General features: G+C 59.7%; 20 protein-coding genes and 1 pseudogene. 9 read left to right on the top strand and 12 right to left on the bottom strand.

The annotated features are described in order from the left end of the window. The 6 genes from NKJ58_RS28815 to NKJ58_RS28790 all read left to right on the top strand — a co-directional run. On the top strand, positions 1 to 2,553 hold a 2,553-nt coding region (locus tag NKJ58_RS28815), incomplete at its 5' end, for a beta strand repeat-containing protein (RefSeq protein ID WP_352854472.1). Between the two features lie 126 nt (positions 2,554 to 2,679). After that, positions 2,680 to 3,003, top strand: a complete 324-nt coding sequence (locus NKJ58_RS28810; RefSeq protein ID WP_352854476.1) for a hypothetical protein — start codon at positions 2,680 to 2,682, stop codon at positions 3,001 to 3,003. A 34-nt stretch (positions 3,004 to 3,037) separates the two neighbouring features. Next, complete coding sequence (locus NKJ58_RS28805; RefSeq protein WP_352854470.1) at positions 3,038 to 3,787, top strand: lytic transglycosylase domain-containing protein; 750 nt, start codon at positions 3,038 to 3,040, stop codon at positions 3,785 to 3,787. A gap of 98 nt (positions 3,788 to 3,885) precedes the next feature. Then, positions 3,886 to 5,085: an ABC transporter substrate-binding protein gene (locus NKJ58_RS28800; protein ID WP_352519605.1), complete on the top strand. Its 1,200-nt coding sequence runs from the start codon at positions 3,886 to 3,888 to the stop codon at positions 5,083 to 5,085. Positions 5,086 to 5,098: 13 nt separating this feature from the next. After that, the gene (locus NKJ58_RS28795) at positions 5,099 to 5,806 is read left to right on the top strand and encodes a thermonuclease family protein (protein WP_245263023.1); all 708 of its coding nucleotides are present in this window, start codon (positions 5,099 to 5,101) and stop codon (positions 5,804 to 5,806) included. Between the two features lie 165 nt (positions 5,807 to 5,971). Next, on the top strand, positions 5,972 to 6,724 hold the full coding sequence (locus NKJ58_RS28790) for a GGDEF domain-containing protein (protein ID WP_023681060.1): 753 nt from the start codon (positions 5,972 to 5,974) through the stop codon (positions 6,722 to 6,724). Between the two features lie 317 nt (positions 6,725 to 7,041). Here NKJ58_RS28790 and NKJ58_RS28785 read toward each other — a convergent pair whose 3' ends face one another. Next, positions 7,042 to 7,452, bottom strand: a complete 411-nt coding sequence (locus NKJ58_RS28785; protein ID WP_023681059.1) for an acetate/propionate family kinase — start codon at positions 7,450 to 7,452, stop codon at positions 7,042 to 7,044. A gap of 798 nt (positions 7,453 to 8,250) precedes the next feature. Between NKJ58_RS28785 and NKJ58_RS28780 the strand changes: the two are divergent. Continuing rightward, positions 8,251 to 8,585: pseudogene (locus NKJ58_RS28780) on the top strand (sunset domain-containing protein). Between the two features lie 1,269 nt (positions 8,586 to 9,854). Here the strand turns inward: NKJ58_RS28780 and NKJ58_RS28775 are convergent. Together NKJ58_RS28775 and NKJ58_RS28770 are read right to left on the bottom strand one after the other, a co-directional pair. Then, complete coding sequence (locus tag NKJ58_RS28775) at positions 9,855 to 10,100, bottom strand: hypothetical protein (protein ID WP_023714697.1); 246 nt, start codon at positions 10,098 to 10,100, stop codon at positions 9,855 to 9,857. A gap of 309 nt (positions 10,101 to 10,409) precedes the next feature. Further along, the gene (locus tag NKJ58_RS28770) at positions 10,410 to 10,706 is read right to left on the bottom strand and encodes an ATP-dependent DNA ligase (RefSeq protein ID WP_023681052.1); all 297 of its coding nucleotides are present in this window, start codon (positions 10,704 to 10,706) and stop codon (positions 10,410 to 10,412) included. 223 nt (positions 10,707 to 10,929) lie between these two features. Between NKJ58_RS28770 and NKJ58_RS28765 the strand changes: the two genes are divergently transcribed. Next, positions 10,930 to 11,397, top strand: coding sequence for a response regulator (locus tag NKJ58_RS28765; RefSeq protein WP_245275317.1), 468 nt, complete (start codon positions 10,930 to 10,932; stop codon positions 11,395 to 11,397). 1,076 nt (positions 11,398 to 12,473) lie between these two features. Here NKJ58_RS28765 and NKJ58_RS28760 read toward each other — a convergent pair. Then, the gene (locus NKJ58_RS28760) at positions 12,474 to 12,701 is read right to left on the bottom strand and encodes an aminotransferase class I/II-fold pyridoxal phosphate-dependent enzyme (RefSeq protein WP_352519606.1); all 228 of its coding nucleotides are present in this window, start codon (positions 12,699 to 12,701) and stop codon (positions 12,474 to 12,476) included. A gap of 775 nt (positions 12,702 to 13,476) precedes the next feature. Here NKJ58_RS28760 and NKJ58_RS28755 point away from each other — a divergent pair. After that, complete coding sequence (locus NKJ58_RS28755) at positions 13,477 to 14,907, top strand: coiled-coil domain-containing protein (RefSeq protein ID WP_352519607.1); 1,431 nt, start codon at positions 13,477 to 13,479, stop codon at positions 14,905 to 14,907. Positions 14,908 to 15,078: 171 nt separating this feature from the next. Here NKJ58_RS28755 and NKJ58_RS28750 read toward each other — a convergent pair whose 3' ends face one another. The 8 genes from NKJ58_RS28750 to NKJ58_RS28715 all read right to left on the bottom strand — a co-directional run bounded on the left by NKJ58_RS28750 (position 15,079) and on the right by NKJ58_RS28715 (position 24,871). Beyond that, entirely contained in the window at positions 15,079 to 16,374 is a 1,296-nt protein-coding gene (locus NKJ58_RS28750) for an HlyD family type I secretion periplasmic adaptor subunit (protein WP_352519638.1), read from the bottom strand. A 71-nt stretch (positions 16,375 to 16,445) separates the two neighbouring features. Further along, the gene (locus NKJ58_RS28745) at positions 16,446 to 18,158 is read right to left on the bottom strand and encodes a type I secretion system permease/ATPase (RefSeq protein WP_352519608.1); all 1,713 of its coding nucleotides are present in this window, start codon (positions 18,156 to 18,158) and stop codon (positions 16,446 to 16,448) included. Between the two features lie 335 nt (positions 18,159 to 18,493). Then, entirely contained in the window at positions 18,494 to 19,408 is a 915-nt protein-coding gene (locus NKJ58_RS28740) for a class I SAM-dependent methyltransferase (protein WP_352561493.1), read from the bottom strand. Between the two features lie 71 nt (positions 19,409 to 19,479). Further along, complete coding sequence (locus NKJ58_RS28735; protein WP_352519610.1) at positions 19,480 to 20,739, bottom strand: polysaccharide biosynthesis/export family protein; 1,260 nt, start codon at positions 20,737 to 20,739, stop codon at positions 19,480 to 19,482. Beyond that, the gene (locus NKJ58_RS28730) at positions 20,726 to 22,003 is read right to left on the bottom strand and encodes a hypothetical protein (RefSeq protein WP_352519611.1); all 1,278 of its coding nucleotides are present in this window, start codon (positions 22,001 to 22,003) and stop codon (positions 20,726 to 20,728) included. The genes NKJ58_RS28735 and NKJ58_RS28730 overlap by 14 nt, the downstream gene beginning before the upstream one ends. Continuing rightward, the gene (locus NKJ58_RS28725) at positions 22,000 to 23,004 is read right to left on the bottom strand and encodes an SDR family NAD(P)-dependent oxidoreductase (protein WP_023681044.1); all 1,005 of its coding nucleotides are present in this window, start codon (positions 23,002 to 23,004) and stop codon (positions 22,000 to 22,002) included. The genes NKJ58_RS28730 and NKJ58_RS28725 overlap by 4 nt, the downstream gene beginning before the upstream one ends. 44 nt (positions 23,005 to 23,048) lie before the next feature. Next, positions 23,049 to 23,723: a sugar transferase gene (locus NKJ58_RS28720; protein ID WP_023681043.1), complete on the bottom strand. Its 675-nt coding sequence runs from the start codon at positions 23,721 to 23,723 to the stop codon at positions 23,049 to 23,051. Further along, positions 23,720 to 24,871 carry a DegT/DnrJ/EryC1/StrS family aminotransferase gene (locus tag NKJ58_RS28715; RefSeq protein WP_352519613.1) on the bottom strand — a complete coding sequence of 384 codons (1,152 nt, stop codon included), beginning with the start codon at positions 24,869 to 24,871 and terminating at the stop codon, positions 23,720 to 23,722. The genes NKJ58_RS28720 and NKJ58_RS28715 overlap by 4 nt, the downstream gene beginning before the upstream one ends. Between the last annotated feature and the right edge of the window lies 1 nt (position 24,872).

The following is a 24,872-nucleotide window of genomic DNA, read 5'->3' as shown; positions in this document are numbered from 1 at the left end:
GTGGCGGGCACGGACGGATCCGCGACCGTCAATGTGACGCTGCTCGACAACTTCCCCCATCCCGACGCAAGCGGGCAGAACATCATCAACCTGACCGGCATCAACGTGGTCGCCACCGATACGGACGGTGACCAGGCGAGTGCAACGGTTCAGGTCAACGTCACCGACGACGTGCCGACGCTGAATTCGATCCAGAATGCAATCGTAGCCAATACGACTGGCACTGTTACCGGCCACATCGATGTTCAGTATGGGGCGGACGGTCCGAATGCCGGTTCCGCACTGGTCATCACCAGCTACAATGACCTGGCTGGAATCGTCGAAGTTCTGTCAAACGGCGGTCAGACGCTGACGGGCTTCATCGATACCAACAATGACGGCATCCATGACGCGGGCGAAACCCAGGAGTTTTTCAAACTCAGCCTGAACGATACCGACAACACATACACCCTGACCCACACTGAGCGCCCTGTCGTCTCCATTCCACTTGACTTCAGCTCGGCAAGTGGGGGCGCAGGCGCAGAGACTTTGACGGTGCCCGCGGGTGATTACGAACTAACGTTCAATGGCGGTATCTTCAACGGAACGACTTTGGTCGACCTTGGCGAAGGACAGCCAGGTGACGACAATGACGACGTCAAGCCGACAGGTAACGGTTTTGGCATAGGGGACTCGACAGCCCAAACGACGATCGAGAACAACGAAGGTTTCTTTGTCAACGTCACATCAAACGGAAACCCCACAGTTGCGGACGCGTTGACGTTCGAAATAGATCGAAATGGTGGTGGTGGCACCACCACCATGGTGGTCAATTGGCGCGCGTTCGATGCGGATGGAAATCTGATCAGCGGGGGCACCGGCTTCAACGCCGGATCGGGTTCTCAAACCTTTACCGTCGTGAAATCGCCAGGCACCGGGTTTGTCACTATAAACCCTCCTGGAGATTTCGCGACGATGGAGGTATGGTTTACCAACCAGAACGGAGGTGGCAACACCAGAATTGACGGCGTACAACTCGTTACGACGGTCATTCCTGAAGATCAGCCGCTCACCTTCGGTATTGCGGCGCAGGATGGGGATGGTGACGTAAGTGCGCCAGCTACGCTGAGCGTCCTCCTGCAGGGCGGCGAAGGTCCTGGTTATACGCTGCAAGGCACGGCAAGCGATGAAATAATTACCGGAGGTTCCGCCAACGACACGATCTGCGGCGGTGGTGGTAACGATACCGTTATTGGTGGCACCGGTGTCGATCAATTCCGGCTGGCGACCAACACTGGAACCGACATAATCAAAGACTACACGGACAACACGGACAAGATCGGCCTGTTAGACACAGGCTCGACCGGCGGCGGCAGCGTCAACTTCGCCAACACGGTCGGCACCTCGGCCGGCACCGCTCTCAATGCAACCGACTTCGCGATCCGGGCATCGATCTCCGCTCTTACCACGGGCGACTCGGCACATGTCGTTCAAATCAGTGCGGCACAGACGTCGATCGAAATCGCGGCGGCAACAGTCGCAGTGGCAGCCAACACCTATGTCCTTGTCTTCAACTCGACCACCGGACACGGCGAGCTCTGGTTCGACACGGATTGGCACGACACCACGGGCCGCACGCAGGTCGCGACCTTCGACAACATCACCGCGCTCGCGGGGATTGCCGCTATCACAGCTTCGGACATCTTTGTCTACAACAGCGCCACCGATCCGATCATCCTCGACCTCAACCACGATGGCTTCGCGTTCTCCGATCTCAACCACGGTGTCCAGTTCGACATCAACGGTGACGGAACGAAGGACCAGGTGGCCTGGAACACGTCGAACGACGGCATGCTGGCGGTGGATCTCAACCATGACGGCAAGGTCGACGACGGCACGGAACTGTTCACGCCGAGCTTCGGCGGTGGCCACTTCGCCAGCGGCGCGGCGGCACTTGCCTCGCTCGACAGCAACCATGACGGCGTCATCGACCATAATGACGCGGTATTCGACAGCCTGCTGATCTGGAAAGACGCCAACGCCAACGGCATAAGCGACGCCGGGGAGTTGTCGAACCTCGCCCATAACGGTATTACTTCGATCAGCACGACAACGACCTCCGCTGTCGGCGAAATCGATGGGCAGACCGTGACCGGCAATGGAACCTTCCAGATGGCCGACGGGACGACCGGCAACTACGTCGAGGTCGAGCTCGACACTTCGCTCGCCGCCCCGGCGCAGCCGCCCATCGCCTCCGATGGCAGCAAGACCTTTGCCATCGGCTCGCTGGAGGTCGCCGACCTGATTGCGGACTTCCACGATGGCGACAAGATCGACCTTTCCGCGTTGCTCAAGGGCCTTGCCGGCGTCACCGATCTCGTAGGCGGCGGTTTCGTGGAGATAGCGCAGTCTTCGGCCAATGCGGCCAATGCCGAGGTCAAGCTCGATACCAACGGCGGCGGCGATAACTATCATACGGTCGCCGTGCTGGAGAACTACACATTCCACAGCGCCGCCGATGCGGTCAAAATACTCTACGATGATAGCCATGGTACCAAGACGGACGTGGCCTAGCATTTTGCAGCCAAATGGAAACATTTGGCGTTCGCATAAATGGGGCAGAACAAACGAGGCGAAAGGGACGGGGTGAAGAGCATGAACAGAATTTTGCGGGTGGCTTTCGGGGCTGGGCTGCTGTCGATGTGCGCGACAGGACTTCAGGCCGCCGACATCATCGAAGGACCGGTGGCTGACTATTGCCGGACCGTCGGCACATCGAATTTGGTGTTGAACGACAACATCATCGATCTCAAGGCTCAGGTGGTCAAGCTGATGGACGAATCGGTGGCCGTCGCCAACAGCTCGGAATGGATCAATTCGTCCCGCCCCGCCTTCGTCTGGGCATCGGAAGCCAAGGTCGCCTGCGGCATGGCCTATGGCTACCTCAAGACGAACTACAAGGACGAGGACACGCTCAACAAATGCGAGTGCTTCCACGACCGCATGGTCGAGTACATCAACTGACCGAAAGGGATCAAGTCGCGCCGACAGGCTGACGATGATCGCCCGTGGAAGATTGTCGAGAGCGATTGCCGGAGCGATCGCACTGGCCGTTTTTGCCCCTGAAGCCCGTGCCAACTGGCTGGAACGACCTGCCCTCGAGCAGCAAGCTCCGTCCGGCTTGACGCGGCCGGTTCGCTGCGATGTCGCTCCGGAATGGACGCGCGAGACATTCAAGGCGTTCGCGACGTGCCAGGCATCGCTCTACGGCCTGGAGCCGGTGCTGGCGCACGCGGTGATGGAGATCGAAAGCGGATTCGATCCCGATGTGCACGGCGCCGATGGTGAGGTCGGGTTGATGCAGGTGATGCCCGCGACGGCCCGAATGCTGGGCTTTCGTGGCTCGCTCGACGAGCTTGGCGCGCCGGCGACCAACATCGCGCTCGGCGTCAGATATCTGGCGCAGGCAAACAGCCTTGCCGCAGGCGATCTCTGCACCACCGTCATGAAGTATCGTGCCGGGCACGGCGAAACCCGGTTCTCCGAACTTTCGGTCCGCTACTGCCGGCGTGCGCGTGCAATCCTGGCGAGAGAAGGTTTTGCGGTGGCCGGGCCATTGCCGGTGGCGACGTTCGGATTCTCCGCATTCCCGACAGCAGGAGACGATGGTGCCCCTGCCCCGGCGAGGCGGATTTGTGTGCGCCGACTGTTCGTGCCGGGCCCGCGATACATGAAATGCGCGGACTATCGAAGCGCCGGGCAAGCCAGAATGATCAAGGCGCTCCGGGCAAGACTTTTCGACGGCTGAGCCATAATCCAGCAATTGCAAAGACGGCGAGGCAAGTCTGCCGTAAGATGAACGGATGAGACCGGGACAAATACCCGGCGGGATATGAGGGAGGCATCATGGATTCTGGCCGGCAGCGACACGGTTTGTGGACGTGGGCGATCGTCTTTGCGTTCGCGGGCATGGTGTCGGGCTGCCAGTCGAAAGGCAGCGTCTCGGACGCGCTCGATCCGGCGGCGATCGCCGCACCCGGAGCGCCGGCCGCCGGCACCGCTGCCAGCCCGGCCCAAGCCACGCGATCGCTCGGCACCGGGTCGACGAAGGTCACGATGCTGCTGCCTTTGTCGGCCCCGGGCAACGCCGGCGAAAACGGCCGGAAGATGCTCGATGCGACCAAGCTGGCGATGGCCGACCTTGGAAATGTCCTGCTCACGATTACGGTCGAGGACACCAAGGGCGACAGCGCGCACGCCAGCGAATTGGCTGTGAAGGCGATCACCACTGGAACCGCGATCGTCATCGGCCCGGTCGAACTCGCGGCCGCGCAGCACATAGCCAAGCTGTCGGGATCGAAGCGACCGCCGGTGCTGGCGTTGGCCGACAATTTCGCCGGCGGCCCGGGCGTCTATGCGGTGCGCCTCAACGAGGCCGACAGCGCGGCCGCGGGCGCAGCCGGCCTGGCGGCCAAAGGCAGCAAGAAGTTCGTGTTGCTCGTTCCGGCGGGCGCGAATGCCAGCGTGGTTGAAAAGCGGGTCGCCAACAGTCTCAGCATCTATGGCGCGACGCTCGCCGTCACCGTTCCGTATCCGGCCGGCGATGGCGGCACCAAAGTGGTCAATGATGTGGGCTCGCTGGTCGAGGCTCCCGATGCCATCATCATCGCCAGCGGCGACGACAATCCGGCGCCGATCCTTGCGGCGCTCAAAACGAAAGGCATTCCTGGAAAAGCAATTGCCGTCGTTGGAACCAACCGCTGGCTGGAACATCCGATGGAGCCGCTGTTTGAAGGCTCCTACATCGCCACGCTCGACCCAACGGAAACCGGCCCGATCGCCGACCGCTTCAAGACGACCTACAATTATCCAGCCGACGCCAATGTCGCCTACGCCTATGATATGGTCGCCCTGACAGCAGGAATTGCAAGTTCGGCCGGGCCTGACGGCTTCAGCAAGCAGGTGCTCGAAAATCGGAGCGGATTTCGCGGATCGACCGGCCTGTTCCGGTTTCGGGCGGATGGCTCCAGTGAGCGATCCATGCCCTTCTATCAGGTTCAAAAAGGTGCACTCAAGCTGGTCGCCAAATCGACATCGGGGTATTGAGGGGCAAGGAACCTTGCTTGAGTTGATGGGCTGGCTGAGGCACAATCGCTTGATAGCGCTCGGAAGCCTGCTCCTCCTGGCCGGGGTCTTGTTGATCATCCGGGCCGCAGATCTGCTTCCGAACAATCGGCCAGCGCCACGTCAATCCATCGATCATAGCCAGGCAATGCGACCACCTCCGAGCGCCGCCAATACGCCATGGCGGGGACGGGCACGCAAGATTGCTCAGGACCTTATCGCGCCGCCACAGCTTGATCCGGCGCAAATCGAACGGGTCGAGCCGCGCCTGCCGCTCAGCGACCTTGGTCTGGCTTCGCCTGCAGGGATGCGGATGCCAAAGGATTGGAAAGAGGTCCTGCTGTACCAACCGGTTGCCACCTCGTCGGCAACCTTCGAATCGATGGGGCGCAAGGTAGCCATCAGCGGGATCCAAGGCATTGACCTGGATGAGACCTGTTCCTTTCGTGGCATCGCCTGGCCTTGCGGCCAGCGTGCGCGCGCGACGTTCAATTCCTGGCTGCGCGGCCGGGCGCTGAAATGCGTCGTGCCGCCGGAAATCGATCGTTTTGCCATTGCGGCACCGTGCAGCTTGGGCAAGCAGGATGTCGGCGCGTGGCTTGTTTCCAATGGCTGGGCGACGGCCTTGGCGAGTGGCATCTATGGCAAGGCGGAGGCAGTGGCCAGAGACGCGCAGATGGGGATATTCGGCCCGCCGCAATAGCCGATAATTCGGTGTCGTTGCTTTTGCCGCCGTAGCCTTGCTTTTGAAGGGCTGATTTCGGGCCGATGGTAGGTGATTGCGCCATTACTAAAATTGTATGTTTCCTCGAAACTGAAAGTGCAGCACCTTGGCCTTATGACAGCCGATCAGGCGGGAGATTGGCTAATGATGACACCAATGGCGAATAGCTCGCCCCGGCAATGGAAAGATATCGCATGGCTGACTGCCCTGGGATCGGCGGGCATTCTGCTCCTCTCGGTTGGCCTAAATTATCTGCTTCTGTTCTCGGAAGCCTTGGCGCCCTTCGGCCGCAGCATGGTCACAGCGATCCTGTTGCCGGTCATCGTCGGTGGCCCACTTTTCCTGTTCATTGGACTGCAGCGGACCGAGCTCGTCCGTTATCGAAGAGAACTCAACAAGTCGGCGACCTTTGACAGCCTGACAGGCTGCCTCAACCGGACAGTCTTCACGTCGATGGTCGAAAGGAGAGCAACCAGGCCGGAATCGTCTGGTCCAAGATCTGGCGCCTTCCTGGTCATTCATCCCGAACACATCAGATCCATCAATCTGCGCTTCGGCCTTGGCTGGGGTGACGAAGCCTTGCGGCTCATAGCCTCGACCATCCAGTCATCGGTACGCAAGGAAGATCTGGTGGGCCGGATCGGAACCTCCATGTTCGGGGTCTTTCTGCCCGGTGCGACAGAAGACGACGCCAGGGAGATCGGCGACCGTATCCGGGCGCGCGTGGCCCAAGCCTATTTCGCGCCAAAAGGAACCGCGGACACGCTGACCATCAGCGTCGGCGGCGTGGTGTTTGAAAACGAGTTGGAATTCGAGGACATGTTCCGATCGGCGGAATCGCTGTTATCCGGCGTCGAACGCCAGCCCGGATTTCAATTGTCGCACCTCCACAACTAGCTGAAACAAGTCGTTGCCGGAGGAACACCGCCGCAAATGTCTTGCCGAACGGCTGCGGCAGCGATCATCTTGGCCCTTGTTGCCAAACCGGACGATTGACCCATGGGCGGTTTCAACCCGTGGGAGGTCTGGTTCCTGACGGTGCTGACGGCATCGCCGCGCATCGCTGGCAGTATTTGCCGGACCGACCAAGTTCTGGCTGCCGCTGGTTGCAGCAACCTTGATCGTCTTGATGGCCGGCTATCGGACCATGCTGCTGCCGCCGAACTCCTGACAGGTCGAGACACCCGCCGCGCGAGTAGCATCAGGTTCGGCGCTCAGGGCACGAGCGACAAAGCTTGAGGGCGCACAGATAGCAGCTGGATCCCCACGGCTCTCTCTTCATCCGTGGGGATCACAAGCACGTCGACGTCGGAACCAGCAAGGCTGATGACCTCGTCGCCTCGTCCATTCAGCTTGTGGTCGATATTAACCGCAAGCCAGCCGGCCACAGCCCCGGCCCTCTCTCGAATATATTGGGCGTTTTGGCCTAGGCCTGCCTTGAACACCAGCGTGTCCAGTCCGCCTATCGCAGCGGCCAGCGACCCGATCTCGCGTGCGATACGATAGACGAAGAGATCGACTGTTTCGGCGGCAAGAGGATCATCGGAGTCGATTAGCGTCCGCATATCACCGGATATCCCTGACACTCCGAGCAGGCCGGATTGCTCGTAGAGAAGGGTGACCAATCGTCCGTCTGCAGCTTCCGGTCATTCAGCTGCGCGCTTTGCCCCAGCCAGCCCACGCGCCTTTCTCGTTCGCCGGGCTTTGGGCTTACAATTCCAATCTCGACATAACCAGCTGCACCATCATCACATGATCAACAGCCTCTCATTCTCTACCAGGCATACTATGACGCCTGGCTGGACCCGGGGACCAAAGGACCAGCCTCAAGACATTCTCAGCCACGACTTCGACGGTCAGCTGCAGTTCAACCGCGTTGGACGTGAGGTGAACACGAGCGCCGTCAACAAATTTCCCAACGACCATCCCGGCCTGGTCGGGCGGGAGCCGGCGACTTTTTCTGTTCGCCGAAATCGTCAAGCACGCCCCTGCTGGGGCGAAGCTTTCTAAAGCACGCTCCAACCACATATTTTAGGAGGGCAGGATGACAGAGCGTGAGCAAGAGATCGTCGCGAATGCATGGGCACTGGCTACGGGCGCACAACAAATCCTAGAGGCGCTTCTCATCATGCTGAAAAAGTCGGGAACGTCGCGCGACCTTCGATTGCCGGGTAGCCGGGAAGTGGACCATCAGTTAAGGGTCCGTAGCTAGAGCGTGATAAAGCAGCAAACACACTATCATAGAAACGGCGCTGCCTAGCAGCTGGTCTGCCGTCAGGCCGGAAAAATAGACAAGATGAAACGCCACCAACGCTCTACCAATCACGGTTCGGAACACTGCCGAAATAACCGTTAGTCGGCGCTAATGTTCCGGTCTGGACTCGCTACCGCTTTGGAAGCATTCTGCACTCGGGGGAGAGGGCGTGGGCAAAGTCCAGCGTCATCAAGGTGCGGATCAGGCCGACCGCTGGCGCAAGAACGCAAAGGGGCGGTGGATGTGGCGACGGCAATGTCTGCCGGCGCTGGTGATGGTTCCCTGACCGGCTCATCCCAGCTGGCTGGCTGAGTGGCACCCGCACGGCCGGCGCGGGGAGCTGCGATATCAAGGGCAACATTTCCACCAGTACCGATGAGCGATTTATCACGTTCCAGGGCAGGAGCATTACTGGAAGACGACGATCAGTTTCAGTACAGCGAGCGCTGGCTGTGCAGCGAGGCAGAGGCATGGGCCGCCGGCTGGCGCAAAGCAAGGCGGTAGCGCGGTAGCCACCACCATGTGCAGGCCCGCCAGCCCGTCATCATGGTCCGAACCTGATCGCACCCGCCGACCTTGGTCTCAACGTCGTTGATTGGCACTGCCACGCGGCTTTCCTTCATTCGCATGGTTCGCAGACATTAGCATGATCGCATACTCTCATCATCCGGCGTCGTCTCCCTCACAAAGCAGCGCCGGTAAGGCTCGGCGCCCTTCTTGTTTGTCCCATGTGCCAAAGGAGGTCGCCGGGCCTGCCGTTGCTCATCTTTGCGGGTTGCTCCTGATGGCTCCGCTTGGCGCCGTGGCCCTGCGTCTTCCTTCGGGTAAGGCCGGCGAGGCGCTTGTCAGACGGCCTGGCATGTAGGATTATGGTCCTCGTTGCGGCGACGCCCTCAATGGAGAGCGCCAATGGCCAGAACAAACCTTCCGAACAGCTTTCCCGGGCTGAAATCGAAGCGCTTCCTGGCGGCAGCCGAAGCGCTGCACAAGAGCATCGCCGGGCCGCTCCTGGCGTACCACAGGGAGCGCTGCCAAGCTCTACCTGAGGCCCATGGACCCCTGTTGAAGTCGATTGAGACGGTCACCTGCCAGCAGGCGCAGTTCATCCGCTGGAACGGGACAGGACCGGCACAGCCCCGGAGAAGCCTCCGGGCTGGTTCTCCTCGCGCAACTCTCGCGCCGCATCACCTCTAAGAGCAGTTCGAAGACGCTTTCGATTTCGCCGTTGATTTGGTCGGCAGGGATGCCAGGCTTCTCGGCCGCTGTCATCAATTGGTCTGCTAAGTCGCTGGCGGCGATCGGATCGCCCCGCGTCACAATCGCGGCGCGGAGGGGTTTTATTAGCTCCCCCTCATCTTGACGCCGGTGCCGGCTGCTCCAAAGTCTTGGGCATGGCTCGGGGAAGTATCAAAGTTGGCGACGAGGTCGCAGTCACGGCGATTGTGCGCGGCCGGGTGACGCCCGATCGCATAAGCGTGACGATCCCCTCCTACGACTTCCCGCATTCTGTTGTCGATTCGACTTCGAAGGCTGTAATTGGCCAGCATATGGAATTGATCGGCCCTGTCACACGCATCGACGGGGGACAAGGTAACCGTCAGCCTCCGGCCATTGGTGACTGTCGAGGCCGAGCACGTGCGCCTTGTCGAAAGACATGTGGCACTTCCACGCGGGCGAAAAAAGTCGCTGGTTGACAAGGCTTAAACTTCGTTGCCGACCCCAGGAACAGCCCACTGAAACTTTCCCCATCACATCGGCTCTGGTCGCCTCCCGCTAACTGCCGGCGCGTTGCGATATCGGCGCAGTAGACGGGTCGGCATTTTCCGAACTTTCCGACATCTCGTCGCGATGACGTTGGCGAAGGCGCTTCAGCAGTTCGCGTGAGGCTTGGATCGCCCTGCGCGATTGATCCATGTTCTGGCGAAACGTGGCGCGTTCCTCCATGGACTTCTGCCACTTCAGCAAGGTAGCCGTAGTCGCAGTGGCCGCTTGAGCGATATCTATGGGCGTTGCAACCATCGCATCCTCCCAAAAAGGCAATGGTAAACGCAATCTTTATAGGCCCGCCGAAACCCTTTCTTCAATCAAAAACGACCGTACAGATTCATACGCCAAATGGCTATTTGTCGGGGCGCTCGACGGCGGCTTCGTCGACCTCGGCCTCCATCTCGTCGTTGACGGTCTTGGTCTTGCCAAAACCGTCCATCGCCACACCGTCAAAGCCCTGCAGCATGTTCCTGCCAGTAAGCTGGCACCTCACGCTCCTTGCCATCCTTGCGCGCTTGGGCGCCGTACATCCAAGCGTAGGTGGCGCGTTCCTGATCTTTCTTAGGCATGGCCATTTGCATCATCCTCCCGGAAATCCAGCAGCCTTGCGTGCCGCAGCTTCTCTTCGCCTTTGAGGGTCTTGACCCAGCCAACCAGTCCGGGCTTCAGCCACTCGGCCTTGTCCTTTTTATGCCCCTTCGGGACCGGGCGGCCAACCTTGCCCTGGACGCGATCCCAAAGCGCTTGCCGCTCATCGGCATTGAAGTTGACGAGTGCGCCGCCTTTGTAGAGGCCCTTTTCAGCCATGATCACCTGGGTAGCTTTGCCGCGCTCGCGCTGTGCACCGATGATTTGCATTTCCTTTTCCTCAAAGCACTTGATCTTGCGCCAAGCGCTCGTTTGCCGCTGCGATATGACTGCCCTTGAGCTTCGAGACCATGCCTTCTAGCCCGTCTCGTCGACCAGGTGGCAAACGGCGTCACCAGTGCGGCATCGCTCCGCTGATTGAATGCGCCCGCCGGCAGGGATCATTTCGTGCAGGATCTCGCCGCGATCTTCGGTCGGCATCCCCGCGCAGGTCATGATGCGTGGAACCCTGCCGGTTGCTGACCGTTCTCCGTCAATGGAAGCCCCGAACCAACAGAGCCAAACGATCCTCGTGGTTGACGGCGACGTCATCGCCCGATGCGTCATCGCGGACTATCTCCGCCACTGTGGCTACAGGGTGATTGAGGCCCATTTCGCACGTGAGGCGCAACAAGCGTTGAACTATGCGGAGTTCGGTGTGGACACCGTCTTGTGTGACGTTGACCTGCCGGGCAACATGAACGGGTTCCAATTGTCGAAGTGGGTTCGCGAGAACAAGCCCGAGGTCAAAATAGTGCTTTCTGCCGCAGTAGAACGAACTGCGATCGCGGCGGGCGACCTTTGTCAGGAAGGCCCGCACCTTGCGAAGCCGTATGAGCCGGCCAACGTAGTGGACCATATCAGGCGACTGCAGCGTGTTTGGAGCTTACGATCCAGGAACCCTGGTGCAAAGCGCAATTGATCTCTGTCAGACGCCGAGAGGCTCGTCTGCATACCAATGGTGATTGGCCCTGCGAACTGGACGCCGCTCAGAGGAAGAACGGCGTATAAGCCGCAGTCCTGCGTGCGGCCGCAACAGTGGACGGTTGTCGCGCGCAGGACGGAGGAAATTCGCCCTCCTGCCGCGGGCGGTGAACGGGATACCGTAGGAGCGTCAGCATAGCGCCGGCCACAGGACGGGACGCGGCACCGACTGTCCCCGCCCGGTAGTCCGCATGTTTTGGTCGAAGCCGACCGGCTGGGATCGTACGCATTTTGGTTCTCGACGGTACGGCCGCTGATCGGCGATGATGCGAGGACCGAGTTGCCTGGAAGAAATCGATCTGGTCTTGCACCTTTTTTGCTTCCTCATTCGCGGGATAGCTTGTGATTTTCCAGCCTGACAGACTCTCCCCTGTCTATAAGAAATTCCCGACGCATGAGCGCACGTCCAACACAGTGCGGGCTCCAATGCTCACCGGCTGCGCGAGAATGGTAACCACCTACCTTGAGGGGAGCGCCACGTGCGTAATCAACGATGCAGGCGCTGCCAACCTCGGCATCCCCGGCAGTAGCAGGCTTATAAATGAATATGTCGTTGATCAACGCTATCGGCGCAGCCGCCGGGAGATGGACAGACCGCGTTTCAGCTAGCTAGGGTATCGATGTTCCAGGCTAAAGGCATTGGCATGTCCGAATTAGAAAAAAGACCTGAATCCCGTAAAGCAGCAACAAAATGCCGAAAGCTATCCAGAAGCCGGGTCGCGTAAGCAATGCCAGATCTTTTCTTAGCTGCTCCATTCACATCAACTAACATGGCCAAGCGTCGTTCCCGTCCGCTGGGGACAAATTTCAACTGAGCTGATAGGCTTCGTCGCATAGTGCCGCGCCACTGCGGATCGAGACACCTCAGCGCCCCGCGTGAGCACGCGCAACTCGATCGGAGGCGCAAGGAGAAAGTTCGGAACGGTTCCAAGAACCCCAAGCAAATTGAGCGCCGCAGCGGACGATAAGGTTCACGCATATCCCCGGCGAACATCCGCACAGCATTGGTCAACATCAACGGCAGAAGGGCGTCCGAAAAGAACCGCATCTCTGCGTCACCGCCTCATCGAGAGTCACCGCTGCGGCATCTTGAATAAAGGTCGGCGATCCGAAGAGCATGCATTGTGCAAGGTTTTCCAAATGACCTGATGCCGAGACCGGCCCAAGCGTCCACCCTAGCCTCCAGCCGGTCATTGCATGAGACTTCGACAGGCTGTTCACAATTATCGTCCGCTCTCTCATTCCGGGAATGGATGCTATTGAGGGAACTCGCCGTCGAACACTGTGCTGCGGTAAACCTCATCGCTGATGATCCGTAGATTGTGCCGCTCGGCAAATGTGGCAATGATCCTCCTTGCCGAACACATATCCGCCGAGATTGTTTGGGGAATTCAGCAAGATCGCCCGCGTTCGATCTCCTACCGCTGAACGGAGAATATCCTCGGATGCCTTCCGCCGCGCATTTTGCAGCGATAGTTTGACGGGTCGGACCACTGCTCCATCGGCGCGTATTGCCGCTTCGTATGTAGATACCAAGGCTCGAGGCAAAGCACCTCGTCGCCAGCTCCGGCAACGGAAGCTTAGTGTGATTGAGCGGCCAGGCGGCCGGTCCCCAATTCGTTCGAATGATGCGCTTGCCTCGCCAATGTCGCATGGTGAGTCAGCCGGCAAACCAAAACACTCAACCGCCGGTTAGGCCCGGCCGCCTGATGCGCCCCACAAGAGGCTGTGCCGGGCCGTTCGTCGGGGCTTCTGCACCTGAGCGTTAATGTGCCCAGGCAACACACCATTGACGCCAAGACGATGGCAAGAAGGGGAGCCGCGCAGTCCTCAAGAATAAGTCAGCAGGCACCTAGACCGATGTAGGGCCTTCCAATCGCAGCTCTCGGCTCCTCGCGGCGCCGGCGCCCTGGCATCGTTTGATTGAACGAAGACGCTGAGTTGAGCTCTCGATACAAAAGCATCTCAGTCCTCGTGCCTCAATGGTTCCGGGCATGCGGCTGCAGGGGATGAAGTCATGAAGTTCAGGGATTTGATCAGACGCGCCGAGGACAATGTGGAGAGGTCGTTCGACGATCTCGAAGCTGACTTGGCTAACGCTGTCGACCAGTGCCTCGATTTGGAGGATGTCGCCGACGTGCCAAACATGGCAGGCGACAACAACGAACAGGATGACAGCGTACCAAGCGAGGACGGTGCCGGCGACGACGATGATAGCTCGCCGATACCAGCGCATCGGATGACCTCACATACGCAGAGCCGAATTGCTGCCGTGAGCTCGTTTAACGGCTTGTTCCACGATGCCAAGCTCCATTTCGAGGAGATCAACGCAAAAATCTCCGAAATTACAAGCACATGTCAACTGACGTTCGAGTTTTTTCACATCCTTCACGCGGACATTCTCCGTGCGAACGAACTGGAGTTGGCGAATCAAAATCTGATCGCAGATCAAAGGAACTTGTCGGAAACACTCAATGACCTGAACAGACGGTACTGTGAGCGTCAAGGCACCATCGAGACATTGCAGCAGCGCCAGGCAAGCCTTGTTCAAGAGTGTGAAGTGCTCCGTGGCGCGTTGGCCGCGGCAAGGCTGGAGCTGGTCGAAGCGGCGAACACCACCACAAAGAACGAAGCGGAATTTGGCGACCTCACGAACATGCTTGCCGCCGCAAATGTCGAGGCCGACAGGCGCTCCCGAGAGAACAAACAGCTGCGTGAAAAGAATGTGAGCCTGTCCATTGACCTGGAAAAGGCCATGAAGCGGGAGGAAGAGGCACGGCATAGGCTGGATGCCTTCTCGACGATCCATGCCAACGAAGCTGCGCGAAATTCCGAAATGCTGAGTGCGCTCGGCAAGAGCGAAAAAGAGGCAATCAAATTGCACACCTCACTCGAGGTTGCGCAGGCGAAGCTATGGGAGGTGACCGAAGCAGCCAGGATTATGCAGGCGGACATGGATGGCGAGCTTAAACGCTGCCAGGCTGAGAACCGAGGATTGCGCTCAGAAATTCAAAGTCTCCAATCGCGCTTCGAACTCGCCTCAATCGCAAACACCGAGGCCGCGGCCGAGATCGCCAGGCTCCAGCTACAATGGAGCGACGCCCTGGCGGAAAAACAGGTGACCGACGAAAGGTTGGCCGCACTCACCGAGGAGGCCGAAACCAACAAGGTGAACCTTTCCAAGATCGCCGCAGATTTTGCGCAACTGTCCATGCAGCAGGCGTCCGATCAGATCGAACTCGATGTGAGACGGCAGGAATGCGAGGACTTGCGGGTCGAAATTGCCTCGGTCAATGCTCGGGTCAGGGAATTGCTGCCCTACAAGAGGTCGCATGGAAGCGCGAACGCCTTGCCGCATACATCTGACGTGGCAAATGTAGCGGTGACTGCAGACCGAACGGTGCATGCCGCGCGCCGTGGCCGCCGCAGGGCCCTCGCCGCGTTGTAGGAGCAAAGAACCTCTCCTCCCGAGGCAGTCACTCCTGTCGATGACAATATCCCAGACGAGCCTCGCGCGTCGGCCGCCGGCGTCACCCCTGTCGGCCTCACGTCGCCTACCCTAATATGTCAGCAAGCACGCCTGCCGTGTTCCCGCGGTCGACCGCTCACAGCCGCCATGTCATTGCCGGAAAGCCCTCGACATCTGGTCGGTAAGCGGCTTCAGCAGATAAGACCAGACGCTGTGTTCGTCCGTACTTATGTGAACCTCCGCTGGCATACCGGGTTTGAGCACTTTGGCATCGGTCAGACAGGTGGACTTGTCTTCGACATTGATGCGCGCCGAGAAATAAGAAAGCTGGCGCTGTTGATCTTTTATCAGGTCCGCCGAGATGCGCTTGACAGACCCTTGGCAGGCAGGCGTGGTGCCGGCGTCGAAAGCCGGAAACCGGATCGAGACCCGCTGACCTGGACGAACGTCATCTATGCGCGACGGCGCAATCAGGGCGTCGACGACAAGGTTGCCGGTGTCAGGGACAATCATCATCAGAACCTCGCCCGCGGCAATCACGCCGCCGATCGTGTGAATGGAAGATTCCTGTACGGTTCCCGATTGCGGCGCGCGGATGGTGGTTTTGGCCAGTTCGTCCTGTGCCACAACCTTGCGCTCGCTGAGTTCGGTCTGCTTGGCTTCCGTTTCACGAAGTTCGCTCGTTACGTCACTACGCCTTTGTTCATCGAGCTGAAGAATCTGCAATTCGGTCTCGCTGATCCGGGCCTGCGCCTCGGCAACTGCCGCCGCGAGGCGCCCTGATTCTCCGTGCGCCCGGGTGGCATCCAGTCTGATGTTGCTAAGTCGCTCTTTGGACACCAGCTTCTTTGTAAAAAGCGCCTGTACATCGACAAGATCGCCATCCAGCAGGACCACGGATTGTTCTTCCGCGGTCTGTTGCGCCTTGAGGCCCTCAACTTGGCGTTCGAGTTGCTTTGAGCGGCTTTGCAACTGTGCCTTCTGCCCGTTGAGGGCCGTAGCGCGGCTTTCGAACAGCGTGCGCTCACCGTTCACCAGCGCAGCCAGTTCCGGCTCGCTCATTCGCGCTTGAAGGCTGAACGGAAGCTGCATCTCCGACAGGCCTTGCCGCTCTGCCTCCAGCCGCACAAGCCGAACCGTTGCCCGATCAAGATCCTTGCTAATTATCTGCAGATTGGCCCGTGTCAGTGTGTCGTCCAACCGTGCCATCACATCGCCGGCCCGTACATGATCCCCGTCTTGCGCGAAGATGCCACCTATCGTGCCGCCCGTCAGATGCTGGACCTTCTTTATGTTGCTCTCGACCACCACGGTCGCAGGCGCAATTACCGCGCCAGCAATCTTGGTCAGACCGAGCCAAAGCCCGCCGCCGGCAATTAACGTAACCGTGACCGCCGCCCCCAGGATCAGGTTGGCCCTGATTCCATCGCGCGTGCCCGAAATCATCGCGTTGCGCCGGCTCCCATTGCCGATCGGGGCCGATGGAGCCATCGTCGCCTCAGACAAAAAAATATCCCTCATGCATGACCGCTCAGCCCTTTGTGCATCGCGACGGCCGCTGCCGGGCGTTCAACAGGCGCAGCAAAGGGGCGGATGACGTTGGCCAGGACCTCCTCGCGTGAGCCGAAGGCGTGAAGCATCCCATTGGACATTACGAGTACCCTGTCGATGTTGGTAAGGGCAGAAGGACGGTGCGCAACTACGATGACGATGCCTCCACGTCTGCGCACTGCCAGGATCGCGCCGGCCAAGGCGGTATCACCATCGACGTCCAGATTTGAATTCGGCTCGTCCAGAACGACGAGAAACGGATCGCCGTAAAGTGCCCTGGCAAGCCCTACGAGTTGCCGCTGTCCAGCCGACAACGCTGTTCCTCCCTCGCCCATGCGAGTTTGAAAACCGTTCGGCAATCGCAGGATCATTTTGTCGACGCCCGCTGCCTTGGCAGCTGCCAGCACGCCCTTGGCGTCGCCCTTCCCGCCAAATCGCGAAATGTTATCGGCAACCGTTCCATCAAACAGTTCGACGTCCTGGGGCAGGTAGCCAATATGTGCGCCAAGACGTTCTTGGTCCCATTGGTCAAGCGAGGCATCGTCCAGCCTCACCGTGCCGCGAAGTGGCTGCCAGACGCCCACCAGCGCGCGCACAAGCGTGCTTTTGCCAGAACCGCTCGGGCCGACAACGGCCATTCCCGTCCCTGCAGCCAGGCGGAAGCTGACATTGGCTACCGTCGGTTTTTGCTGGCCCGGTGGCGCTATAGTCAGGTCCTCGACCGCAAGCTCCGCTTGGGGGCGCGGAAGTTCCATATGTTCGTCCCGGTCAGGAAAAGCGGCCAGGGCCGTTGCCAGTTGCGAATAGCTTTGCCGGAACGCGGCGAAGCCTCGCCAGTTCGCGATAGCGGCGTCAACAGGAGCCAATGAGCGGCCCAGCAAGATGGAGGATGCGATGATCACGCCTGGCGAGGCTTCGCCTCCTATCACCAGGTAGGCACCCAGTCCAAGAACGCAGGACTGCAAGGCCAAACGCAGTGCCCTAGAGAGTGCCCCGGTGGCGCCGACGACGTCGGAAAGCTTCTCTTGGTGCCTCAGATATGCGTTATTGATCTCGCCCCAGCGGTGGGCAAGCCGTGCGGAAAGGCCCATCGCGCGTACGACCTCCGCGTTGCGGCGTCCGGATTCGGCGAGATTGCGTTGCGACACCAGCGTCTCGGACGCGCGTGTCACCGATGTGCGGCCAAGAACTTCCGCCATGACCGTGAGCAGCACGACAATGATCGCACCGCTTGTGGACAACAGACCGAGCGCAGGATGCAGGAAATAGATGATCAGCAGGTAAAATGGAATCCACGGAGCGTCGAATATAACAGTCGGCCCCATTCCGGAAAGGAAGCCGCGTAGCTGATCGAGATCACGGAGGGGCTGTATCCGGTTCGCATCCTGCCCGCCAATGAGCGGCAAGGACAGCGAGAGGCCGAACACCCTCTGCTTCAAATTCCTATGGACACGATTGCCCACTCGAACCAGCAGGCGCAGCCGCACGAAATCCAGCAGCCCGTAGACAGCGTAAAGACCCAGCATTCCGATGGTGAACCCGACAAGCGTCGGAACGCTCTGCGAAGGTAAAACGCGATCGTAAATTTGCAGCATATAGACCGAGCCGGTCAGGGCGAGAAGGTTTATGACTGCCGAGAAGATGCCGACGCCTACCAGGCCAGGCACGGTCCCAAGCATTGCGCCTCGCAAATCCGACGAACTCCTTCCACCAGGGTTCATGGGTTTCGACCTCCCGTGAGAGATCGTTGCGCAAGCTCACTGGCCCCACTGGGCACCGACAATCTCTTGCTGTTCAGGAGCGTATCCCCTTAGCCTTCTAATATTACGCCCCACTAACATGCTTGGATTTTAGTCAAAATGTAGCAAAATCGTGGCGCTGCCCTCAGAAACCCGGAACCCACATGTTAAATCGGGGGAAAACTGCCGTTCCATGGTATTTGGGCGGGGCTTCATGCCGGGCGGAGCGGCCCAAGAAAACCACCCCCTGCCCTTTTTCGGGGCATTTTCGCGCTTTAGCGCTTCCTCGCAACAACCAGGAAGTGTTGCGCCAGCTGGCCAGGAACGCAAAGCCTTCTGCAGGCCTTCTCGACAGGCTGCATCATCATTTCACAGAACCCTGGCAACAGGTTTCCCGGCCGAGGCAGGTAACCGTACGGTATCGTCTGCTCGACGGTGAATCCCGAGGCAGTCAGGAGGGCCTTGAACCTCGCTACGCTCAGCGTGTGGCGAATTGTGCGTCCAGACACTCGATTGAGCAGCCGGCACGTCAGGCCGACGGGCGACGTCGCATTCATGTGAACGTTGCACACAAGCCGCCCGCCATCTTTCAGGTGCTCATTGATCGCTTTCAGTGCATGCCATTTCAGTTCATCCTCTGCGTTCAGGAAAAAACGAAATGCGGTTACCACATCGAACGTCATACCCAACTTCTCCCTTGTCACGTCGACGTGACGCAAACTCACATTGGGCGGTACTTGAGCGCTGTCGAGCATAGTTCTGGAAACGTCGGCGCCAACCACCTCGCTGAAGAGGCCGGCGGCTACCTCGGCGATGCGACCTGTTCCGCATGCGAAATCGAGGCAGTTTCGGCTCGCTCCGCTCAAGGGGCGAAGAACGCTGAGGATCAGGGGCTTTTCGATGTTCTCCCAAAGCGCGCCATAATAGCCGGAACTGTGCGTTTTGTTGTAATGTAGGCCGTAGCCCGGCGCGCAATGGCTGGTCCTATAGCCGTCCGACACCCAGCCGCCCTGCGCATTGCTCTCCTTGCTGGACGTAAATTCCTGCCAATTTCCGGACTCACCGGCGCGCGACCTGGACCGCACAATTCGCGCTGACGGCATATGGGAAGCATAACTTGACGACTGCGTCATCTGATCCGCGTTCGTTGAGGGTGTCAGGGTCGCTCCCTGGTTGAAAATGCGCCTCACCTTGGATCTCCGTTCAGTTGGGTTCGCCCCCCGATAGAACAGTAAGCTCCGCACGGACTGCGGCTGACGCCCTATTGGACTGCCACACTTTGCAGTTCACTGCTGAATCTGGCTTCGACAGTATCCCCCGGCAGCACAATCGCATCTTCGTCAACCAACAGCTTGCGCCATTCATTGCCGATCTTGCGCACGATGGTCACCTGGGCCCGTACCGTTTCGCCGGCAATCGGCAATGGCTGTGTGGATGCTCCGGTCGGCTGCAGCTTCTCGCTGGCGGCATGGAGCCTGGCGGTGACATCCGCCAGCCGAGCGTTGGTGTCCTTCAGATCCGTCAGCAAGCCAATCCTTCTTTGATTGTCGTTGCGTTCGTGCTGTCTGACAAAGTCCTCCTGCTGGCGCCGCGCCCTCATCAGCTCGACCGAGGTTTGAAGCGCGCCGCTTGAAGACAGAAGCAACGCGCGCCTGACATCCGCGAGCCGGGTGTTGGTCAGATTGCCTGCATCGAATGCCTTCGTCACTCGCGCCAAATCTTGCTCATCCGCCTTCACGCTCTCGCCCTCGACTTGCTCGCGTTTCTGCAAAACGTCAATTTGCTCGGCAGCGTCCGTCCGGCCCTTCTCCAGAAAATCCTGTTCCTGCCGGAAATCACTCAGCGCAACCTTCAGCGCCTCTGCTTCAGCCTGTGCCATCGCGGCTACAACGCTCGGCGAAAGAGGTGATCCCTGTGGTGTCTTCTTGTCGAAATCCGCCTGGCCCTGAAGCTCGGCGCGAATGCGGGAGGCGTGAAGGTATTCTTTCGTGTAATCTCCCCAGAGCATTTCGTAATCGCGCTTGAGATCAACCGGATCAGGCCCGGCCTGGCTTGCCCGTGATCGCAAAAGACTGAAGCCGCCGGAAACGGCCAGCGCCTGCCGTACAGTCATGAGCGGACGGTAGACCTGTTGTCCCGGGGTGAGCACATCGCCCGTTACGTAGATCGGGCGATAGTCCGCGATGATTGCTGTCACATCGTCGGGCTCGACAGTAACTGTCTGCTCCCGCCCGTCAGTCAGACGCACGTGAAAAATCTTGCTTGGCAAGAGCTCTTGCATGCGCCTTTGCAGTTGGGACGCCGTCAGGCCTGCGACCATGATCATCCCAGCCTCCGGAAGGGCGATGTTGCCATCCATCTGGACTACGGCGCGCTGCGTCCGATCAGGGATCGGCGCTATTCCTATCTCGACAGTATCGCCAGGTGAGAGTTGATAGGGCTCGACCTCGCCTGCGCAAGCCATCGAGGTTAGCGACATCATCACGACTGCGCCAAGAACGTATCGTCTACTGAAGGTCATTTGCGACAATCTCCTTCCGGTCGAGCACCGGCTTCAAAGGCCATTCAACACGAGTAACGAAATCGTATACCGGGCCACCGGGCACGCCCCAGTTGCTGGACCAGACCACCTGGGAGCCGTCTGGAGACGGAGAGGCATGCGTCTCGCTCCAGTAGTCGAAGGGCGCGTTGTGCGTGTCTGCGACACGGCGGACCTCTCCACTGCCGTCTAGACGCAGCGCAATGACTTGCTGAGCGTAAGGCGCCCAATCCGGGTGCTGCGATAGTTCGGCTGGCGTGCCGCCATAACTCAGAAACACCCAGCCGGGCCTGCCGAGCGACCTGAGTGACGCATGCATGGCCTCGCCATATTTCATCAGCGAGGTAGCCTTGCCATCAGCCAAGCGGCGCTTGATCACCTGATATTTGTCAGGATCCGATTTGCTGACCCCGACATAGATTTCGCTTCCGTCGGAATCGACCGTCATGTCGCCATGGCCCGGTCGATGGTGCTCCATCCACTTCTGGCGCAATATGCCGTCGATGGAGAAGACGAAACTCGCTTCGATTCCGTCCGGTAATTGCTGGGAACACACTATGTTGATTCCGAGTGGTGAGATCGAGCAGGAGCCGGTCGTTCCCGGGAATTCGGCAAGATCGATATCCGGGAATTTCCGCCGTTGCTTGAGATCGTAGCCAAAAACCACCGCTCGGCCGTCATTGTTCGTTGCACGCACCGCAATCCGGCTGCCGTCGCGGCTCGGATTGCCTTTGTTGGGTCCAAATTTGAGGTTGGAGTACGCTCCGGAGGCGAACACGACGTCCTCATGATCGGTACGTGGGGCCCATGTCGCAATCTGCCGGCCCCCGACGCAGATCATCAACTCGGGATCGGTGGGATGCCATTCGCATTCGGTCGCGCGGTTGCGGTGGAACAAAGGCAAGTAGGTTTGTCCGTCGAGAAAGCACAGGCCACCGCAGCCATTGGCGATCAGGAGCAGGCTCTGGTCGGCATTCCAAGCCTGTGCGCTTGAGTAACGGTGGGTGCAGTACTTCTTCCCGCATACACCCGCCCGGCCGAGAACGCCCGGTCTGGTGATCCGTGCGAAAACCATGCCAGACCAAGGATCCCTTGTTTCGTGCACATAGCCCGGCAGGTTGTCCACAACCGCTGTGGCCGCCGCCTCCGCTGCCTTGCTTTGACGGCCGCCGGCAACGTAGATGTTGGGAGATATGGCACCGGCAGCCAGCAACAGCGCCAACGCATGACGGCCGCCCAGGGTCATGTCATGTAACCCACTTCGCGCCGTACCCGGCCTTCACTAAGGCGCTCGCGCCACCACGTGATTGTTCGCTCCAGCCCATCGCGCAGGCTGGTCTGTGTCCGCCATCCAGTCTCGCGTTCAAAGCGCGAGGAATCGGCGAGCAAGGCGCGAACTTCGGAATTTTGCGGCCTCAGGCGGCTTTCATCACGACGGACCGGCTTTTTGCAATCGGTCAACTCAAGAACAATGGCCAATACGTCCGAGACGGTCGCGGCGCGTTGGCTGCCAGCGTTGTAGGCGTGGCCGAACTCGAGCTGGGCGAGACCTGCGGTCAGGAACGCTGTCGCGGTGTCTTCGACATAGGTCAGGTCGCGGATCGGGCTGGTATCCCCGACCATGATCGCAGGACATTTCGGGTCGAGGACTTGCCGGATAATGGTCGGCACGATGGCGCGCTCACTCTGGCGCGGGCCATACGTGTTGAAGGGTCGCATGATGACCACAGGGACATCGAACGACCTGGCGTAGGACTCCGCCATCATGTCGGCGCCGATTTTGGATGCCGAATATGGTGACTGTCCCTGCAGGGGGTGTGTTTCGCCGATCGGCATGGTTTGGGCAGTTCCATAGACCTCGCTCGTCGAGGTATGGATCACCCGCTCCGTCTCCCATAGGCGCGCCGCTTCGAGGACATTCACCGTGCCCAGGATGTTGGTTTCCACATAGGACTGGGCAGCGGCGTAGGAGTATGGAATCGCAATAAGCGCCGCCAGATGAAAAACCGCGGCTTGGCCGCGCATGATCCGGTTAAGGAACGCACTGTCGCGGACGTCACCACGGACGAGCCTCAACTGGCTGCGGATGGTGTCCGGCAGATCGTCTAGCCATCCATGGCTGTCGAAGGAATTGTAAAGGGCAAGGGCTGTGACATCTGCCCCGTTGCGAACAAGCGCCTCCGTGACATGCGAACCGATGAATCCGTCCGCGCCGGTCACCAGGACTTTCTTTCCATTGTAGCTCATCACTGCGCATTCCCTTGGCTGTTTGGAACGCTTCCCTTGGATATTCAAACGTCGATCGGCGGTACCGGAACCCAACCGACCACTGCCAGCACTCCCCGCACCATCCACGCGAGGTCGGAGACGATGGTGCGTCGCGGATAATACGAGAGGTCCAGTGTTGCCTTGGCGGGGAACATGACCTCCCGGTAGAACACGATCGGATCCACGGATTGGGGGAAGTAATGTGCTTCGTGCCGAAAAACGACCTGGGCTGGACCCAGCAGGCCTGGCTTGTATTGCAGCACGGCCCTAAGCTCGCCCCGGAAACAATCGGCGAAAGCCAGGCTCTCGGGTCGTGGACCGACGATCGCCATTTCGCCTTTGAGGACATTCCACAGCTGCGGTAGTTCGTCCAGCTTCGTCGCTGCGAGAAAGCGGCCAACGGTGGTCATGCGTGTATCGCCCACGACCGTCAGCGCAAGGCCTTGAGAGCCGCAGTTCACACCGAATTTGCGAAATTTGTACATGCGGAAGGTTCGGCCGCCGGCCCCGATGCGGGTCTGAGCGAACAAGATCGAGCCACCCCCCTCGAGCAGAAGCGCTCCGGCGATCAGCAGCATCAATGGCGCCAATGCGACGGTAGCGATGCCCGCCACCGCAAGATCGATTGCGCGTCTCGCAAAGCCGTGATCAGGATTTGGAACGAACATCCGGTGAAAGGCAGGGTCTAACGCATTCATGCAGCAGTTCCTCTTTGGGCGCCTGCTTTGAGCGCGCCTGTTTTGAGCGCGGCTGCCAGGGCAGCCACGACTGATTCGACGGCGGCGGAAGTGATCTGGGGGTGCAGCGGAATTGTGAGCTCTCGCTCAGCGAAATCCTCTGTTCGGGGCAAACTCACGCCGGGAAAGCGCTCGCGGTAGAACGTCATTTGGTGCACCGGCGGGTAGTGGATGGTGGTCTGTATGCCCTGTGTCCGCAGCTCGTCGATGACATCCTGCCGGCTCGCGTAGCGCGGCAGGACGATCGGCATGATGTGGTAAGCCGACGTCCGGGGTTCGCTAAATGGAATGACAATGGCGGGGCAACGGTCCGCGATCAGGCGTCGGTACAAGACAGCTATGATACGCCTGATTTCGTTCCACTCTTGCAGGTTCTGCAACTGAACCAGCCCTATTGCCGCTCGCATCTCGTCCATTCGGTAGTTGAACCCGAGCATCGTGACATCATATTGCGGCGTACGACTGTTCAGCCGCTGATGCGTCCCCGTGGTCATTCCGTGCCCGCGGGCCAGGCGAACCCTGTCGAGCAGATCGGGGTCACGTGCAATCACGGCGCCCCCTTCGGCCGTTGTCATGTTCTTGTTGCCATAGAAGCTGAACGCGGCCGCGGCGCCGAAGGTCCCGACTTCCCTAAGCCCGGGCGCGTGCGCAGCGTCCTCGATGATATGCAGCCCGCGAAGCCGGGCGAACCGCTGCCATTGTTCCCGATCGGCGAGATACCCGGCGAAGTGAACGAGAATGACCGCTTTCGTGCGCGTCGTGCACCGCGCTTCGGCTTCCGCAACCGAGATCAACGGCACGTCGACGGACTCGATGTCGACGAAGACCGGCGTCGCCCCTACATACAGCACCGCATTCGCCGTCGCCACGAACGTCAGCGAAGGAACCAGTACTTCGTCGCCAGGGCCGATGCCCAAAGCATGGAGGAGAAGATGGAGCGCTGCGGTGCAGGAACCAACCGCGACGCAATCTCGCGCGCCATGCATGCTGGCAAAGGCCTGTTCGAACTCTCGTACCCTGTCCCCCATCGTAAGCCAGCCGCTATCAATCACCTGCGACAGGGCTGCCTTCTCTGGCACGCCTAGGATCGGGGCGCTCACCAAGAGCATC

The sequence above is a fragment of the Mesorhizobium sp. M0139 genome, assembly GCF_040322455.1.
Classification (GTDB): Bacteria; Pseudomonadota; Alphaproteobacteria; order Rhizobiales; family Rhizobiaceae; genus Mesorhizobium.
This window is presented reverse-complemented; position numbering and strand designations above follow the sequence as displayed.